The following is an 18,431-nucleotide window of genomic DNA, read 5'->3' on the forward strand; positions in this document are numbered from 1 at the left end:
ATTGTTAAGATTGATTGGTTTTAATAAATTTGTTTAATGTTAATAGCCCATTCTCATTACAAATAGCTCTTAAGTGATATTCTAGGTAGCTCTCCATGAGGTAATCCATGGTGAATCTATCCGAAGGGAAAATATTTTCATCCTTAATTCCAGTCATACCATTAAAGTACATTCTAGAAATAAAATCTACATCTATGTTTTCTCTAAATAAGCCGGTATCTACACCTTTTTGTATACTGTCTTTTACAGAGACATACATTTTCTCAAATTGTTTCATTTGTAAACTTCGAAAAATTTGAGGATAATACTTTTTTAATTGAAACTGAGGCGATGTTTTTTCGTTTTTTAAATAATTCATCACGTACATTTTTATGTCGTATAATTCCTCAATAGGATTATGCGATGCATTACAAATGCAATCTATTCCACCACAAATGTTTTCAAACATATTTAATGTAGTAGCTTCAATTAGTTTGGTTTTATTATCAAAATTTTGATAAATAGTTTTTTTAGATATACCTAACGCGTTAGCTATATCATCCATGGTAACACTCTTAAAACCTAAGGTTAAGAATAATTCGCCGGATTTATGTATAATTTTTTCTCTCATAATTGGATGCAAATGTACATCAGGAAACTTTAAAAACAAAAATAGTTTCCATAGTTTTAATCATTTTTTAACTTTTACTTAAAAGAATGGCTTTATTTTTTTTTAATTCACTTATTTTTGCGGGATGCAAAACATTCTATTTTATCAAGAAGCATTCGTTACCTATTTAGAGAAATTTGTTTCTAAGCGAGAACCAGAATCACTATATGATCCTATTCATTATATATTACAATTAGGAGGTAAAAGATTACGTCCAGTATTAACATTAATGACTGCAGAGATTTTTAATGGCGATCATAAAAAGGCTTTAGATGCTGCCTTAAGTATTGAGGTGTTTCATAATTTTTCATTGGTTCATGATGATATTATGGATGATGCTCCTTTACGTAGAGGAAAAGAAACGGTGCATGAAAAATGGAATATAAACACAGGGATTCTATCTGGAGATGCCATGCTTATTTTAGCATATCAACTTTTTGAAAACTATGATCCAAAGACCTTTCAGTCACTTGCAAAATTATTTAGTAAAACAGCGTTAGAGGTTTGCGAAGGACAACAATATGATATTGATTTTGAAACTCGAGATGATGTTGCCATTGTAGAGTATTTAAAAATGATAGAGTACAAAACCGCAGTTTTGGTTGGTGCAGCAATGCAAATGGGAGCCATTGTAGCCGAAGCAACAGAAGAAGATCAAGCTATAATTTACCAATTTGGTAAAAACTTAGGAATAGCATTTCAATTACAAGACGATTATTTAGATGCTTTTGGTGATCCTAAGACTTTTGGAAAACAAGTTGGAGGTGATATTATTGAGAACAAAAAAACATACTTGTATTTAAAGGCTTTAGAGTTCTCTTCGGAAGAAGATCAAGTGCAACTTCAGCATTTGTTTAGTATAAATCCATCGGATTCTTCTGATAAAATTGAAGCAACAAAAGAAATTTTTATAACTAGTGGTTCTGCTGAAGCTACAAAACAAGCCATTGAAGAGTATACTAACAAAGCGTTTTCCGTTTTAGAAACTTTACATATTTCCGAAGAAAGCAAAAACGAATTAATACAGTTTGGTAAACAATTAATGAATAGAAGTGTATAATTAAATTTTTATGTTTCCACGAAGATGGAAATCTGTTTTATGAATCTACCTACCACTTTTAATGATTTAATTGAAGAAGCTAACGGCCTTCAGCTCTATAAAAAACTTATAAAACAGCTTAATAAAGATTTTCTGTTTGCTAATATTGACTTAGATTTTGAAGAAGACATTCTTCCAACAAGTTTAAAACTAATGCTTCATGAAACCGTTTACAGACTCATACAAGAGAAATTTGCAGAGTATTTAAATCTATTGTACATCATAGATGTGCCAGAAAAACAAGTGAAAGCATTAAACGGAAACGATACCGTGCAACTAGCAGAAGAGGTTTCGTTTTTAATTTTAAAACGCGAATGGCAAAAAGTGTGGTTTAAAAATAAGTATAGTTAAACCTCCTTGATTTTTAGGTTGTGTTTAAAAATACACTCTCACAAAAGGAGCCCAAGAACTTGCATAAACACTTTTATCTTCCTTATAAAGTAAATCATATTTTATACCAATAGTGACGTTTTGTGTTCTATAACCAGCACCTACAAAAAGGGCAGGCGACCAGTAATTATCATCTTTTAATAGGGTGCTATCAAAATTCCGACTCACATTATTTTGTTCCAATTCTGCAGAAAGTTGTATTTCGTTTAAAGGATTGTACAAGCCAATTAAGCTTCCGCCTATAATAGTAGATTTAAAAGCGTCTTTCCTGCTAAAATAAGAGCCACTTAAGCCAATACCTAAAGCAAAAGCATTATCAAATTGATAAATAGCACTTGGCGCTAATGTTGCGCTAAAAGTTTTATTTCCAGTACTTAATCCAATTCCGCCTCCAAATCGGACTTTTTGCCAAAATACACTTTTTTGCTTCATATTATCCTCCTGCGCTTTTGCAGAAGTAACAACAAAACAGGAAAACACTAAAAAAACAATAATTTTTTTGGAGAAAGGATGGAATAAAGTCATAATTGTATAAAAAGTTAAATTAGAATGTTATAAATATAATAAAACTGCATCTAATTTTAGTAAAAGTTGTATTTTTGAAGAAATTTTGTTGAAGCTAGATTCTCTCAAAAAATATAATGGATAAATATTCCTTTTTAAACGCAGCACATACAGCATACTTTGCTGATCTTTACGACCAATATTTAAAAAACCCAGACTCTGTTGAGCCTAGTTGGAGAGCCTTTTTTCAAGGTTACGATTTTGGTTCTGAATCTTTTGGAGCAGAAGGGGGAACTGTGGAAGCAGTTTCAACACAAATTCCCGAGAACCTTCAAAAAGAGTTTCAGGTAGTAAAGTTAATCGATGGTTACAGAACCAGAGGTCACCTTTTTACAGCAACCAATCCCGTTCGTGCAAGACGAAAGTACGCACCAACCTTAGAAATTGAAAATTTCGGATTATCAGAATCTGATTTAGATACCGTTTTTAATGCAGGAGAAATTCTAGGTATTGGCGTGCAATCACTTCGTGAAATACGTAAACATTTAGAAGCAATTTATTGTAACTCTATAGGTATAGAGTATATGTATATTAGAAATCCGGAGCGTATGCAATGGATTCAAAATAAGTTAAATGTTAATGACAATCAGCCAAATTTTTCTGCCGATGAAAAAAAACATATACTTAAAAAACTAAACGAAGCCGTTTCTTTTGAAAGCTTTTTGCATACCAAATACGTTGGTCAAAAACGTTTTTCTTTAGAAGGAGGAGAATCTTTAATTCCAGCGCTTGATGCTTTAATTGAAAAAGCATCTGAATATGATGTAAAAGAATTTGTAATGGGAATGGCACATCGTGGTCGTTTAAGTACACTTACAAATATTTTTGGAAAATCTGCAAAAGACATCTTTAGTGAGTTTGATGGTAAAGATTATGAACAAGAAGTTTTTGATGGCGATGTAAAATATCATTTAGGTTGGACTAGCGATAGAGTTACAGATGCAGGAAAAAAGATAAACCTAAATATAGCGCCAAACCCTTCGCATTTAGAAACGGTTGGAGCAGTAGTAGAAGGAATAACAAGAGCAAAACAAGACGATAAGTATCCAGATAACCCATCACAAGTATTACCAATTGTAGTACATGGTGATGCTGCAATTGCAGGACAAGGTTTGGTGTACGAAATTGTTCAAATGGCACAGTTAGATGGTTACAAAACTAACGGAACTATTCATATTGTAGTAAATAATCAAATTGGTTTTACAACTAATTACTTAGACGCAAGATCTAGTACGTACTGTACCGATGTTGCTAAAGTAACCTTATCTCCTGTACTTCATGTGAATGCAGACGATGCAGAAGCTGTAGTGCATGCTGTATTATTTGCACTTCATTTTAGAATGAAATTTAAGCGTGATGTTTTTATCGACCTATTAGGTTATAGAAAATATGGACATAACGAAGGAGATGAACCGAAGTTTACACAACCTTTATTATACAAAGCAATTTCAAAACATAGAAATCCTAGAGATCTTTATGCTGAAAAATTAATTGCAGAAGGTATTATAGATAATACGTACGTTTCTAAATTAGAAGCAGACTATAAAAATTCTTTAGAGGAAAAATTAGAAGATTCTCGTAAAATAAAGAATACAGAGATTACACCATTTATGAGTAATGAATGGGTGAATTATTCTCCTGCACAAGAAGATGAAATGATGCAGCCAGTAGATACTTCTTATGCTAAAGAAGGATTAGCTAAAATCACGAAAGTACTATCCAATCTTCCAAAGGATAAAAAGTTTATTCGTAAAATTTCTAGACTAATCGAATCAAGACAAACGATGTTTGACGAAAACAGATTAGATTGGGCAATGGCAGAACATTTAGCGTATGGAACTCTTTTAGAAGAAGGTTACGACGTTAGAATTTCTGGTCAAGATGTAGAAAGAGGAACTTTCTCTCATAGACATGCCGTTGTAAAAGTAGAAGACAGTGAAGAAGAAATTATATTACACAATAATTTAAGCGATACACAAGGACGCTTTTTTATATACAACTCACTACTATCTGAATATGGTGTTGTAGGTTTCGATTATGGTTATGCCATGGCAAGTCCACAAACCTTAACCATATGGGAAGCACAATTTGGAGACTTTAGTAATGGAGCACAAATTATGTTAGACCAATACATAACCGCAGCAGAAGATAAGTGGAAGTTGCAAAACGGTTTAGTAATGTTGTTGCCACATGGTTACGAAGGTCAAGGAGCAGAACACTCTTCGGCACGTATGGAACGTTACCTTCAAATGTGTGCAAAAGACAATATGTTTGTAGTAGATTGTACTACACCTGCAAATATGTACCATTTGTTACGTAAGCAAATGAAAGCAAATTTCAGAAAACCATTAATTGTATTTACACCAAAAAGTTTATTACGTCATCCACTTGTAGTATCTAGTGTAGATGAAATGGCAAACGGAAGTTTCCAAATGCTAATAGATGATGCAAAAGCAAAAGCAGACCTAGTAAAAACGTTGGTTTTTGTTACCGGAAAGTTCTATTATGATTTATTAGAAGAACAAGGAAATTTAGGAAGAGAAGATATCGCTTTAGTACGTATAGAGCAATTATTCCCATTACCAGTAGAAGATATTCGTAAAGTATTAGGCAAATATAAAAATGCAGACGATATCGTTTGGGCACAAGAAGAACCAAGAAATATGGGAGCTTATAGTCACATGTTAATGCATTTAGACGAGGCTATGACTTTTAGAGCAGCAAGCAGAAGACCTTATGGAGCACCAGCAGCTGGTAGTTCTGTACGATCTAAAAAACGTCATCAAGAAGTAATTGATTTCGTGTTTGATAAAACAAAAAATAATCAACGATAATATAAAATAAAATTATAGCGCATGATTTTAGAAATGAAAGTTCCTTCACCAGGAGAATCTATTACAGAAGTAGAAATAGCAACATGGTTAGTTGAAGAAGGTGATTATGTAGAAAAAGACCAAGCTATTGCAGAAGTAGATAGTGACAAAGCAACCTTAGAATTGCCTGCTGAAGCTAGCGGAACAATTACTTTTAAAGCGGAAGAAGGAGATGCTGTCGCTGTTGGAGCAGTAGTATGTTTAATAGATACAAGTGCTGCAAAACCAGAAGGTGGAGCTGCACCAAAAGCAGAAACAAAAGCAGAAGCTCCTAAAGCAGAAGCGCCAAAAGTGGAAACGCCTAAAGCGGATACTTATGCAACAGGAACAGCAAGTCCTGCTGCAAAAAAGATTTTAGCAGAAAAAGGTATACAAGCATCTGCGGTTACTGGAACAGGTAAAGATGGTAGAGTAACTAAAGAAGATGCTGTGCAAGCAGTTCCTGCTATGGGAACACCAACTGGTGCAAATAGAGGTTCTTCTAGAAGTAAAATGTCTATGCTACGTCGTAAAGTAGCAGAACGTTTAGTAGAAGTAAAAAACACTACTGCAATGTTAACTACGTTTAACGAAGTTAATATGACTCCAATTTTTGGGTTACGTAATCAATATAAAGAAGACTTTAAAGCAAAACACGGCGTTGGTTTAGGTTTTATGAGTTTCTTTTCACTTGCAGTTGTAAGAGCATTAAAAATGTATCCTGCAGTAAATTCAATGATTGACGGAAAAGAAATGCTAACCTATGATTTTGTAGATATCTCTATAGCAGTTTCTGGACCAAAAGGACTTATGGTTCCAGTTATTAGAAATGCAGAAAATTTATCGTTCAGAGGTATTGAGTCTGAAGTAAAACGTTTAGCCCTTCGTGCAAGAGACGGTCAAATTACTGTAGATGAAATGACAGGTGGTACATTTACAATTACCAATGGAGGTGTTTTTGGAAGTATGTTATCTACACCTATTATAAATCCACCACAAAGTGGAATTTTAGGAATGCATAATATCATTGAAAGACCAATTGCTGTAGATGGAAAAGTAGAAATACATCCAATGATGTATTTAGCATTATCTTATGATCATAGAATTATTGATGGTAAAGAATCTGTAGGTTTCTTAGTAGCTATTAAAGAAGCACTAGAAAACCCTATAGAGTTATTAATGAATAACGATATTAAGAAGGCTTTAGAAATGTAGAAATTTTTAAGTATAAAAAGTAAAAAAAGCGCGATATCCCTAAAATCGCGCTTTTTTTGGTTTAAATAACTATACTAAAACTAAAAGAAATTTACATAAATGTTAACTAGTATTATTGTAATAACTAATACAACTAAACCAGCAATAAGAAGTTTGTGTGTAAAATTTAGATTATTTTCCATTTCTAGTGTGTTTTCCATACCTTTCTAATTTAAACCCTATAGTGTGTAAGTCTACAGAGTGTTGAGTTTCCTCTTTATAAGTAATTGATTAATAGCTCTGTAAATATAGAACACATAAACCATAAAAAAAATACGTATAACTACGTATTTTTAAAAACGCCTTTTTGTGTTTTTTTCTTACAAAAACACGGTAACGTGTTGTTTCTGTTTCGGTTAAGTGTGTTTTTGGTGAAAAATGCAAAAATTTTTATTTTTATGCATATAATAAGAAGACCTGAAAAGAAGCTATATTAATTTGAGAAACTATAATAATTAAGTAAATGCTATATCTATAAAAAGCGAAAACTCCACATTGTAATAATGTAGAGTTTTCATGCAAAAATAATTTTCCCTAAAAACTAATTAATAGCATACTGTAAAGATATGTTATGTTGTTGATATAAAAAATACGTAGTTCTACGTATTTTTCAGGAAATAATACCTTGTAAAAAATAAAAGGCTCTAGCTTTTTAAAACTAGAGCCTTTAACAATTCTTTTTAAAGAACCGATTAATAGCATTGTAAAGATATATTATGTTTATGATATATGAAATACGTAGTTCTACGTATTTTTTATCAAATAATAGGATGTAAAATAAAAAAGGCTCTGGTTTAAATTAAACTAGAGCCTTTTACAATTCTCCCTATAAGAACCGATTAATAGCATTGTAAAGATATATTATGTTTATGACATATGAAATACGTAGTTCTACGTATTTTTTAAGAAACAAAACATTATAAAAAAATAAAAGGCTCTAGCTTATATAAAACTAGAGCCTTTAACAATTCTCCCTAAGAACTGATTAATAGCATTGTAAAGATATATTATGTTTATGACATATGAAATACGTAGTTCTACGTATTTTTTAAGAAACAAAATATTGTGAAAAAATAAAAGGCTCTAGTTTATATAAAACTAGAGCCTTTAACAATTCTCCCTAAGAACTGAATTAATAGCTCTGTAAAGATATGTTATGTTTAGGATATAAAAAATACGTAGTTCTACGTATTTTTTAAAAGTTGTCTTTATTTAGGTTTGCCCAAATAGATAGCGCTGTTGGTTTATTATCAAGGTTTAACTTCGCTACTATATTAGAGCGATGTTTCTCAATAGTTCTAACCGAAATAAAAAGTTTATCTGCTATTTGCTGGCTAGTCATGTTTTCTGCTATAAATAGCACAACTCTTCTTTCCGATTTAGTAAGTTTTTCAAGTGCAGTTGTGTCTATAGTAGATTCCGATTTGTTAAGGTAGTCTGCAATCTCTTCGCTAAAGTAAGGCTCGTCCATTTCTACATGTGCTATACATGTTTCAATTTCTTCAATAGCGAACTCTTTTAATATATAACCATAAATACCAAGTGATTTGGCTTTATCAAAAATCTCCTCTTCTTTATCAAAAGTGATTAAGATTATTTTGGTTTCAATATTGTTTTTTTTGCATTTTTCAGCTACTTCTAAACCTGTCATGTAAGGCATTCGAATGTCTAAAAGAGCAATGTCTGGTTTTTCTTTGACAATAAGATTGTAGGCTGCCTGTCCATCTGGAGCACTTCCTAAGATATTAAAACCCTTAGAGGTTAAAAAATCTTGAATGCCACGAAGCATTAAAGGATGATCGTCTGCTATTATTATAGAAGTGTTCATTAATTCAATAGGGAGTAATAGTTGCTATTACACGTAAATGTAAGAAAATTGTTTTGTTATTTAAGGTTTTTTCAAGTACAAATATTTCTTTTCGTAATCTATTATCGCTTTTCCCTTTTTTAATATATCTGCACCAATAATACCATCTACTGGTTTTGCATTATGATTAGTAAGCGCAGTATTAACATGTGTAAGGTTAAATAGTATAAGTGCTGTTTTTTCGTTTTTCCAACGACCTATTTTTAATTTGTTTTTTTTAGAAATTTGCGTTAACATATTTGTAGCACCAGCACCAGCAGCTTTAATTTTAGAATCTTTCACCTTAAGGCCAAAAGTTTCTATAGCTTCAAAACCAACACAGGAGCTAGACGCACCAGTGTCTAAAATAAAAAGCCCTTTTATTCCATTTATGGAGGCTTTTATTTCAAAATGATTTGTTTTAGTAAGCTTGAGCTTTATTTTTAAATACTCTTGTTTCCCTAAAAACTCTTGTAAAGTTTTCATTAATTTTTCTTTTACACAAAGATAATTTAAATGGCAAGTGGTATAAATATAAAAACAATTATTTTTGCAAAATGATAATTACAGATACACATACACATTTATATAGTGAAGCCTTTGATGAAGATAGACACGAAACAATAGAACGTGCTATAGCAGCTAATGTTACTCGTTTTTTTATTCCAGCAATAGATTCTACATATACGGAGTCTATGTTGCAACTAGAGGAAGATTTCCCAGAAAATGTACATTTAATGATGGGGTTGCATCCAACACACGTAAAAGAAAACTATAAAGAAGAACTTGCACATGTAGAAGAAATGCTAGCCAAAAGAAAATTTGTAGCTATTGGAGAAATCGGTATAGATTTGTATTGGGACAAAACTACTTTAGGTATTCAACAAGACGCTTTTAGACATCAAATTAAATTGGCTAAAAAGTATAAGCTTCCTATAGTTATTCATTGTAGAGATGCCTTTAATGAAATTTTTGAAATTTTAGAAGAGGAAAAGGACGATACCCTTTTCGGAATTTTTCATTGCTTCACAGGAACTTTAGAGCAAGCGCATCAAGCAATTTCCTATAATATGAAACTTGGTATTGGAGGTGTAGTTACTTTTAAAAACGGAAAAATAGATCAGTTCCTCAATCAAATAGATTTAAAACATATTGTTTTAGAAACCGATTCGCCATATTTAGCACCAAAACCATATCGAGGAAAACGTAACGAAAGTAGTTATATAGTAAAGGTGTTAGAAAAAATTGCCGCCATCTACGAGGTTACTGAAGAAGAAGTTGCAGCTATTACCACAGAAAATTCAAAAGAAATATTTAGTCTATAAAAATATGTCTAATAATCAGCCAAACATACTGTTAGTGTATACAGGAGGAACTATAGGAATGATTAAAGATTCTAAAACAGGAGCTTTAAGGGCTTTTGATTTTAAAAATCTATCCGATAAAATTCCAGAACTTAATTTATTAGATTGTACTATTGAAGCTATTTCCTTTAGCGAACCCATAGATTCTAGTAATATGAATCCGAAATATTGGTCGCAAATCGCTACAATTATTGAAGATAACTATAATCAGTTTGATGGATTTGTAGTTTTACATGGTAGTGACACGATGAGTTATACCGCATCTGCTTTAAGTTTTATGTTAGAAAATTTAAGCAAACCAGTAATATTTACCGGGTCGCAATTACCAATAGGGGATTTACGTACAGATGCAAAAGAAAATTTAATAACCTCTATACAAATAGCATCTTTGCAAAAAAACAAGAAACCCGTTATTCAAGAAGTCGGTTTATATTTTGAATACAAATTATATAGAGCCAATAGAACCACTAAAATAAATGCAGAACATTTTGAAGCTTTTGCATCCTTAAATTATCCAGATTTAGTAGAATCTGGAGTACATTTAAAAGTATATCAGGAGTATTTATTAAAACCTAAAAAAGCGAGTAAGCTAAAAGTTTTTAAAAATTTTAATGAAAATATTGCGTTGGTAAAACTGTTTCCAGGAATCTCAAAAGCACTTTTAGAATCTATTTTTGCTACTCCAAATCTAAAAGGAATTATTTTAGAAACATACGGCGCAGGAAACTGTACAACAGAAAAATGGTTTACAGATTTACTAGAAAATGTGATACAAAAAGGGATACATATTATTAATGTAACACAGTGTTCTGGTGGAAGTGTTGCCATGGGACAGTATGAAACTAGCGAAAAACTTAAGAAAATAGGGGTAATTTCAGGAAAAGACATAACAACAGAAGCCGCTATTTGTAAATTAATGTATTTATTAGGGCAAAAAATAATGGCTAAAACGTTCAAAATCACCTTTGAAACTCCTTTACGTGGAGAAATGAGTTAAAATTAACCTTCAAAATTTTATCAACTAAACTTTTTTTTGTTATTTGCTCTACTGTAATTAATGATTAAAAACTATAGAGAGGTGGCCGAGTGGCTTAAGGCGCACGCTTGGAAAGCGTGTATATGTTAATAGCGTATCGAGGGTTCGAATCCCTTCCTCTCTGCAAAAGATTTTTATTAACAAACTAAAAATTCTTTTGTTGTTTATATAATAGGAACAATTAATAATAATTTTTTCCATATGTATAAGCCGTATTTTTATTTTTTAATTGCATTTTTTTTATATCTTTAACACTTTAACTAATAAAATTAAGATCAAGAACCAATGAAAAGATTATTTTCAATTCTAGCCATAGTATGTTTTATGGCTTTCGGAACAGCAAATGCAACAACTAATGCAAGCACTATTGCAACTACAGTTGTTACAACTCAAGATGATGCAGCAGATGCAACAACAGTTGAATCAGAAGGATTTCACCAAGAACTTAAAAGACGATTTATCGAAGGTGGACCAGGATTCATGGGAATCGTATTATTATGTTTAATTCTTGGATTAGCAATTGCTATCGAAAGAATTATCTTTTTAAACTTATCTACTACAAACACAAAGAAATTAACACAAAATGTGGAAGACGCATTACAATCTGGTGGTTTAGAGGCTGCTAAAGAAGTATGTAGAAACACAAAAGGACCAGTTGCTTCTATTTTCTATCAAGGATTAGATAGAGCAGACGGAGACTTAGAAGCTGCTGAAAAAGCTGTTGTTGCTTATGGTGGGGTTCAAATGGGTCAATTAGAGAAAAACGTATCTTGGATTTCTTTATTTATTGCATTAGCACCAATGTTAGGGTTCATGGGAACGGTAATTGGTATGATTCAAGCCTTCGATAGAATTGAAGCTGCAGGAGATATGCAACCTTCACTTGTTGCAGGTGGTATTAAAGTAGCACTTTTAACAACAGTATTTGGACTTGTAGTAGCAATTATTTTACAGATCTTTTATAATTATATCATTTCAAAAATTGACAGTATCGTTAATGACATGGAAGATTCTTCTATCAACTTAATGGATATGTTATCAAGATATAAGAAGTAATAGTAACAATTCTAATTTTAAAAAATATTATGAATTCACAAAAAATAATTACCATAATAGCAGGAGTAATTGGCGTTATTGCCATGTTCTTCCTAATTAGAATTATTGGAGTAGGTGATGAAGCTATTAAAGCTGGCGAGTCTAGCGGGATAGTAAATACCTTTATGTATATTGCTTATGCTATATTAGCTCTAATACTAGTTCTAGTGGTGCTATTTACATTGAAAAATATATTTTCTAACGCTGCAACATTAAAGAGAACTTTAATGGCTGTAGGAGCGTTTTTAGTAGTAGCTTTAATTTGTTATTTTCTAGCAACAGGAGTAGAAACACCATTGAAAGAAGGTGAAGTACTTTCTGCTGGTGATTCTAAATTAATAGGAGCTGGATTATACATGTTCTATGCACTTGCTATTATAGCAATAGGATCTATGTTGTTCTCTGGAATTAAAAAAATGATTAAATAAAATAAGATGGCAAAAAGAGCAGCACCAGAAGTAAATGCAGGATCGATGGCTGATATCGCTTTCTTGCTTCTCATTTTCTTCTTAGTAACAACAACTATTGAAACAGATTCTGGTTTAAACAGAAAACTGCCTCCAATGGAAGAGTCGGAAGACGATGTTATTATTAAAGAAAAAAACATTTTCCAATTAGAAGTTAATAGACAAAATCAATTGTTCTTAAAAACTGGAGGAGAAGAGAAAACTATTGAAATTAAAGATTTGCGTAAAGCTGCAGTTTCTTTTTTAGATAATGGAGGAGGAACAGGAGATAATGCTTGCCAATACTGTCAAGGAGAAAAGAACCCTAGATCATCTGATAATTTTCAAAAGGCTATTATTTCTTTACAGAATGACAGAGCAACGCATTATGATACTTATATAGCAGTACAGAATGAAATTATTGCTGCTTATAATGAGTTAAGAAATAGAGAATTTAGAAAAGCAAATCCAAGTTTAGATATGAGTTTTGTGGAAGCTAGTAATGCATATTCAGATGCTAGAACACCTCCAGCAACAAAAGCAAAACTAAAGGAGAAATTGCAAGAAATTAAAGAAAGAGTACCTCAAATATTCTCTGAAGCGGAACCAAAAAAGTCTAATTAGAAAAAAACTTAAATATGTCTAAATTTAAAAAGAAAAAAGGAGGCGAAATGCCAGCAGTGAATACTGCATCCTTACCAGATATTGTATTTATGTTATTATTCTTTTTCATGGTAGCTACTGTTATGAGACAAAACACTTTAATGATTGAGAATAAATTACCTCAAGCAGATCAAGTTGAAAAACTAGATAAAAAGAGTTTAGTAATGTATATTTATGCTGGTAAACCAAGCACAAATTATAAAAGTCAATACGGTAGTGAGGCTAGAATACAGTTAAATGATAAGTTTGCTGATGTTAAGGATATTGCCGCTTTTATAGCTGCTGAAAGAGCATCTAAAAGAGAAGAAGAAGTACCTTTTCTTACTACTGCTTTAAAAGTAGATAGTAAAGCAAACATGGGATTGGTAACAGATATCAAACAAGAATTGCGTAAGGTAAACGCATTAAAAATTAATTATACAACTAGAAAAGGGGATGCCTTAGAAGGTTTAAAGAAATAATTATAAATCTTAATTTTATTAAAAGGCGTTTTGAGAAATCATAACGCCTTTTTTTATATAACAAATGAAAAATATTCTTTTAATTTTATTGTGCATATTTAGTTTTTCAGATGCTTTTTCGCAAGAAGAAAAGAATGTGGAGCAAGTAGTAGATTCTTTATATAAAGAAGATCAATTTTATATTGGGGTTACCTATAATTTATTGGTTAAAAGACCTAAAGGAGTTTCACAAAGTGGTTTTTCTAGCGGATTTCACTTAGGTTATATAAAAGACATGCCAATTAACGTAAAACGTAATATGGCTATTGGTGTAGGCTTGGGGATTTCTAGTAATTCTTTTAACCAAAATATGTTAATTGATAAAGATAACAATAGCGATTATACTTATTCGGTTTTAGACGATAACGAAACCTCCTATAGTAAAAACAAGTTTACTACGTATATGATAGAAGCTCCTATTGAGTTTAGATGGAGAACTTCTACAGCAACAGAGTATAAATTTTGGAGGATATATACGGGCTTTAAATTAAGCTATGTAATCGCAAATTCCTCAAAGTTTGTTGGAGATTCTACTATTAAACATAGTAGTATTTCAGACTTCGATAAAATGCAATATGGTTTTACTATAAGTGCAGGTTATAATACCTGGAATATTCATCTTTATTATGGGTTAAATACGGTTTTTGAAAAAGACGCACAATTGGATAATACAAGTCTAGATATGCATGCTGTTAAAATTGGTTTAATGCTTTATCTTCTTTAAGTTAACCAGTAATTTAATAATGTAAATTGTGGTAGAAAACCAATACAAAAACCAGCAATTAACTCCACGTTATTATGTGCTTTTAAGTGCAATCTAGAGGTCGCTATTGCTCCTGTAATTATTGCCATTAGAGCTAATGTTCCATTAATATTTATTCCAAAGTGTAGGCTTAATGCTATATAAAACATAAATACACCAGAAATAGCTATCATGTGTATGCTTGCTTTGAATTTTAGTATAGCAAGAATAAAGCAAGTAATATTAGATAGTAATATGCCTATAAAAAAATAATAAAGCTCTATAATCTCACTAGGAGGAAAAACACGCTTCACAATTAAGTAAATAATAATACAATTAAGTCCTAAAGGTAAAATACGCTCTTTTGCCGTTTTTAAATAAATACTATGTGTTTTGCCTATTGTTTTTAATAGGTAATAAATAAGTATTGGTAATATTACGGTCAATATGGAAATAGAAATAAGCTTTGCTAGTATTATTTCTTTAGGAATAAATCTTGGCGATTTTGAAAAGTAAAAAATCACACCAAGTAATGGCATGATTAAAGGATGGAAAATAAACGATATGCTTTTTAAGATGTAATGCATTAAATCTTTTTACGTAAACGAGCCACAGGAATATCTAATTGTTCTCTATATTTAGCAACGGTACGTCTAGCAATTGGATACCCTTTTTCCTTTAATATTTTTGCTAAGGCTTCATCGGTTAATGGTTTTTTCTTGCTTTCTTCTTCAATAACGGTTTCTAGTATTTTTTTAATTTCTCTAGTAGAAACTTCTTCCCCTTTATCATTAGTCATCGACTCACTAAAGAACTCTTTAATTAATTTAGTACCATAAGGAGTATCTACATATTTACTATTTGCAACACGCGAAACCGTGGAAACATCCATTTCAATTTCGTCTGCAATATCTTTTAAAATCATAGGTTTCAGATTACGCTCATCACCTGTTAAAAAGTATTTTTCTTGATAATGCATAATAGAGCTCATAGTTACAAAAAGGGTTTGCTGCCTTTGTTTTATAGCTTCAATAAACCATTTTGCTGCATCTAGCTTTTGTTTAATAAACATGACAGCATCTTTTTGCGACTTGCTTTTTTTCTTGGTGTCTTTATACCCTTTAAGCATGTTGTTATACTCTCTGGATACGTGAAGTTCTGGTGCGTTTCTTCCGTTTAATGTAAGTTCTAATTCTCCATTTACAATTTTTATTGCAAAATCTGGAACTACATGTTCTACTCTTCGGTTATTTCCCGCATAGCTTCCACCTGGTTTAGGATTTAATCGTTCTATTTCGTGGATGGCGTCTTTAAGTTGCAACTCACTTATGTCAAATTTTTGTAAGAGTTTTTTATAGTGTTTTTTAGTAAACTGCTCGAAAGCCTTATCAATTATATTAGTTGCTAATGCTACGTCAGGATGCTGTTCTTTTCGGTGTAATTGTATAGATAAACACTCTTGTAAATTTCTAGCACCAACTCCTGCTGGATCTAATTGATGAACAATTTTTAATACCTTTTCAATTTTTTCTTCGGAAGTAAAAACATTTTGCGTAAATGCTAAATCATCCATAATATCAGACAATTCTCTACGTATATAACCGCTTTCGTCTACACTACCAACCAAAAATTCTGCTATATCGCGTTCTTCGTCGCTTAGTCTATAAGTGTTTAATTGGTTTATTAAATGTTGGGTAAATGAAGTTCCTGCAGCATAAGGCATCGTTTTTTCTTCATCATCAGCACTGTAATTATTTACTTGTGTTCTATATTCTGGTACTTCATCATCGCTTAAATACTCATCTATATTAATATCTCCAGCATCAATGGTTTCGTTATCATCATACTCGTCTTTGGTGTTGTCTAGGTCATCATCATAATCACTATCGTTATCCTCTTTACCACCCTCTAATGCAGGATTTTCTTCAAGTTCTTGCTTTAAACGTTGTTCAAAAGCTTGTGTAGGCAACTGTATCAATTTCATTAATTGAATTTGTTGTGGCGACAATTTTTGAGATAATTTGAACTGTAAATATTGTTTAAGCATTGTTGAATTTTGATTTAAGCTAAAAATAAAAAAAACAATCTAGATTATAACTAATCTAGATTGTTTTAATTAAAATATTTTTATGATCTGTGGTTATTCCGTGGCTTTGTTATCCTTGAAATATTTATAAAGAATACTAATAGCAAGAAAACTCCAAATTAATCTATACACCCAAATATTTAATTCCATTCCAAAAATAGAAGAGTGTTTTACATTACTGAAAAAACTATATACTACGTTTGCTATAGCTAATACTCCTATTATTAATGATAATTTTCCTTTCATAATTCTTTGGTTCCTTATTAATTTCTATGGTATCAAAGTAATCTATTTTGTCTTTTCGACCAATGTAGAGAAACCTTTTTTATATAAGAGGTTTCTTGGTAAGCCCGAAATGACAAAACTAACTTTTTAAAACTCTGCGTTTTGAGGTGTTCTTGGGTAAGGTATAACGTCGCGAATGTTTGTCATTCCTGTAGCAAACATTACCAAACGCTCAAAACCCAAACCAAAACCAGAGTGTACAGCAGTACCATATTTACGTAAATCTAAATACCACCAAAGGTCTTCTTCTGGCATATCTAGTGCAGCCATTTTTTCTTTTAAAACTTCTAAACGTTCTTCACGTTGACTTCCACCAACCATTTCTCCAATTCCAGGGAAAAGGATATCCATTGCGCGAACCGTTTTACCATCTTCATTTAAACGCATGTAAAATGCTTTAATGTTTGCTGGATAATCAAATAAGATTACCGGACATTTAAAGTGCTTTTCTACTAAAAAACGTTCGTGCTCACTTTGTAAATCTGCACCCCATTCTTCAATGATATAATTAAATTTCTTCTTTTTATTTGGTTTTGAGTTTCTTAAAATATCGATTGCTTCGGTATAACTAACACGTTTGAAGTTATTATCTGCAACAAATTTTAATTTTTCAATTAAACTCATTTCGCTTCGTTCTGCTTGTGGTTTTGTCTTTTCTTCGTCTAACAAACGACTTTCTAAAAATTCTAAATCTTCACGATTGTTTTCTAAAATATAGTTTATTACCGATTTCATAAAGTCTTCCGCCAAATCCATATTTCCAGCTAAATCCATAAAGGCAACTTCAGGTTCAATCATCCAAAATTCAGATAAATGACGTGAAGTATTGGAGTTTTCTGCTCTAAATGTTGGTCCGAAAGTATAAACTTTTCCAAGAGACATAGCGTAGCTTTCTGCTTCTAATTGTCCGGAAACCGTTAAATTAGTTTCCTTTCCAAAGAAATCTTCTTTAAAATCTACTTTGCCATCCTCTGTTAATGGCGGATTTTTAGCATCTAAATTAGTTACTCTAAACATTTCTCCAGCACCTTCGGCATCACTACCTGTTATAATAGGTGTGTGCATGTAGTAAAAGCCACTTTCATTAAAGTATTTATGTACCGCAAAAGATAAGCTAGAACGTAAACGCATTACCGCACTAAAAGTATTGGTACGTGTACGTAAATGTGCGTTTTCACGTAAGAATTCGAAAGAGTGCTTTTTAGGTTGAATTGGGTAGGTTTCTGGATCTGAATCTCCAAGAATTTCTATGCTTTTTACAACAATTTCTACTTTTTGACCTTTACCTTGACTTTCTACTAATTCTCCTTTTATATGTACTGCAGCTCCTGTTGTTATGCGCTTCAGTGTATCTTCATCTGTGTTTTCAAAATCTACAACACATTGTATATTGTTAATGGTAGATCCATCATTTAAGGCAATAAAACGTTTCGCACGAAATGTTCTTACCCAACCTTTTATTTCTATTTCTAGACCAAATTGGTCTTTAGCTAATAATTGTGAAACTGTATTAGTGTTCATTGTCTTTTAATTTTTGTCATCTATGCCAAGGCTTCGATG

General features: G+C 31.7%; 18 protein-coding genes and 1 tRNA gene. 12 read left to right on the top strand and 7 right to left on the bottom strand.

The features are described from left to right. Nucleotides 1–4 precede the first annotated feature (4 nt). Nucleotides 5–610 (bottom strand): TetR/AcrR family transcriptional regulator, encoded by a 606-nt coding sequence (locus FG167_RS07090; protein WP_203460723.1) that lies wholly within the window; start codon nt 608–610, stop codon nt 5–7. Nucleotides 611–734: 124 nt separating this feature from the next. Between FG167_RS07090 and FG167_RS07095 the strand changes: the two genes are divergently transcribed. Then, on the top strand, nt 735–1,709 hold the full coding sequence (locus FG167_RS07095; protein ID WP_203460724.1) for a polyprenyl synthetase family protein: 975 nt from the start codon (nt 735–737) through the stop codon (nt 1,707–1,709). Nucleotides 1,710–1,748: 39 nt separating this feature from the next. After that, entirely contained in the window at nt 1,749–2,099 is a 351-nt protein-coding gene (locus FG167_RS07100; RefSeq protein WP_203460725.1) for a hypothetical protein, read from the top strand. Nucleotides 2,100–2,123: 24 nt separating this feature from the next. Here the strand turns inward: FG167_RS07100 and FG167_RS07105 are convergent, their stop codons facing one another. Next, nucleotides 2,124–2,570: an alpha-ketoglutarate decarboxylase gene (locus tag FG167_RS07105; RefSeq protein WP_203460726.1), complete on the bottom strand. Its 447-nt coding sequence runs from the start codon at nt 2,568–2,570 to the stop codon at nt 2,124–2,126. Nucleotides 2,571–2,779: 209 nt separating this feature from the next. Here FG167_RS07105 and FG167_RS07110 point away from each other — a divergent pair, with 209 nt between their 5' ends. Both FG167_RS07110 and odhB read left to right on the top strand, forming a co-directional pair. Then, nucleotides 2,780–5,536, top strand: a complete 2,757-nt coding sequence (locus FG167_RS07110; RefSeq protein WP_203460727.1) for a 2-oxoglutarate dehydrogenase E1 component — start codon at nt 2,780–2,782, stop codon at nt 5,534–5,536. A 21-nt stretch (nt 5,537–5,557) separates the two neighbouring features. Next, entirely contained in the window at nt 5,558–6,769 is a 1,212-nt protein-coding gene (gene odhB, locus FG167_RS07115; RefSeq protein WP_203460728.1) for a 2-oxoglutarate dehydrogenase complex dihydrolipoyllysine-residue succinyltransferase, read from the top strand. Nucleotides 6,770–8,003: 1,234 nt separating this feature from the next. Here the strand turns inward: odhB and FG167_RS07120 are convergent. Beyond that, a complete protein-coding gene (locus FG167_RS07120; RefSeq protein ID WP_203460729.1) occupies nt 8,004–8,636 on the bottom strand; it encodes a response regulator transcription factor in 633 nt (210 codons plus the stop codon). Between the two features lie 60 nt (nt 8,637–8,696). Further along, complete coding sequence (locus FG167_RS07125) at nt 8,697–9,140, bottom strand: retropepsin-like aspartic protease (protein WP_203460730.1); 444 nt, start codon at nt 9,138–9,140, stop codon at nt 8,697–8,699. A 71-nt stretch (nt 9,141–9,211) separates the two neighbouring features. On the opposite strand from FG167_RS07125, the gene FG167_RS07130 reads away from it, so the two are divergent. From FG167_RS07130 to FG167_RS07165, 8 genes are all read left to right on the top strand, one after another. Beyond that, nucleotides 9,212–9,979, top strand: a complete 768-nt coding sequence (locus tag FG167_RS07130) for a TatD family hydrolase (protein ID WP_203460731.1) — start codon at nt 9,212–9,214, stop codon at nt 9,977–9,979. A gap of 4 nt (nt 9,980–9,983) precedes the next feature. Further along, entirely contained in the window at nt 9,984–11,015 is a 1,032-nt protein-coding gene (locus FG167_RS07135) for an asparaginase (protein WP_203460732.1), read from the top strand. A gap of 75 nt (nt 11,016–11,090) precedes the next feature. After that, nucleotides 11,091–11,178: transfer RNA gene (locus FG167_RS07140), tRNA-Ser, on the top strand. 161 nt (nt 11,179–11,339) lie between these two features. Beyond that, nucleotides 11,340–12,110: a MotA/TolQ/ExbB proton channel family protein gene (locus FG167_RS07145; protein ID WP_203460733.1), complete on the top strand. Its 771-nt coding sequence runs from the start codon at nt 11,340–11,342 to the stop codon at nt 12,108–12,110. Between the two features lie 29 nt (nt 12,111–12,139). Next, the gene (locus FG167_RS07150; RefSeq protein ID WP_239004459.1) at nt 12,140–12,577 is read left to right on the top strand and encodes a hypothetical protein; all 438 of its coding nucleotides are present in this window, start codon (nt 12,140–12,142) and stop codon (nt 12,575–12,577) included. A gap of 6 nt (nt 12,578–12,583) precedes the next feature. Continuing rightward, on the top strand, nt 12,584–13,219 hold the full coding sequence (locus FG167_RS07155) for a biopolymer transporter ExbD (RefSeq protein ID WP_203460734.1): 636 nt from the start codon (nt 12,584–12,586) through the stop codon (nt 13,217–13,219). A 14-nt stretch (nt 13,220–13,233) separates the two neighbouring features. Next, nucleotides 13,234–13,719 carry a biopolymer transporter ExbD gene (locus tag FG167_RS07160; protein WP_203460735.1) on the top strand — a complete coding sequence of 162 codons (486 nt, stop codon included), beginning with the start codon at nt 13,234–13,236 and terminating at the stop codon, nt 13,717–13,719. Nucleotides 13,720–13,783: 64 nt separating this feature from the next. Further along, complete coding sequence (locus FG167_RS07165; RefSeq protein WP_203460736.1) at nt 13,784–14,482, top strand: porin family protein; 699 nt, start codon at nt 13,784–13,786, stop codon at nt 14,480–14,482. Here FG167_RS07165 and FG167_RS07170 read toward each other — a convergent pair. The 3 genes from FG167_RS07170 to asnS all read right to left on the bottom strand — a co-directional run bounded on the left by FG167_RS07170 (nt 14,479) and on the right by asnS (nt 18,392). Beyond that, nucleotides 14,479–15,087 (bottom strand): hypothetical protein, encoded by a 609-nt coding sequence (locus FG167_RS07170; RefSeq protein ID WP_203460737.1) that lies wholly within the window; start codon nt 15,085–15,087, stop codon nt 14,479–14,481. The two genes, FG167_RS07165 and FG167_RS07170, sit on opposite strands and share 4 nt — an antisense overlap. Continuing rightward, on the bottom strand, nt 15,087–16,547 hold the full coding sequence (rpoN, locus tag FG167_RS07175) for an RNA polymerase factor sigma-54 (protein ID WP_203460738.1): 1,461 nt from the start codon (nt 16,545–16,547) through the stop codon (nt 15,087–15,089). Before rpoN ends, FG167_RS07170 begins: the two co-directional genes overlap by 1 nt. Before the next feature lie 411 nt (nt 16,548–16,958). Further along, nucleotides 16,959–18,392 carry an asparagine--tRNA ligase gene (asnS, locus tag FG167_RS07180; RefSeq protein ID WP_203460739.1) on the bottom strand — a complete coding sequence of 478 codons (1,434 nt, stop codon included), beginning with the start codon at nt 18,390–18,392 and terminating at the stop codon, nt 16,959–16,961. Between the last annotated feature and the right edge of the window lie 39 nt (nt 18,393–18,431).

It is taken from the genome of Lacinutrix sp. WUR7 (assembly GCF_016864015.1).
Classification (GTDB): domain Bacteria; phylum Bacteroidota; class Bacteroidia; order Flavobacteriales; family Flavobacteriaceae; genus Oceanihabitans.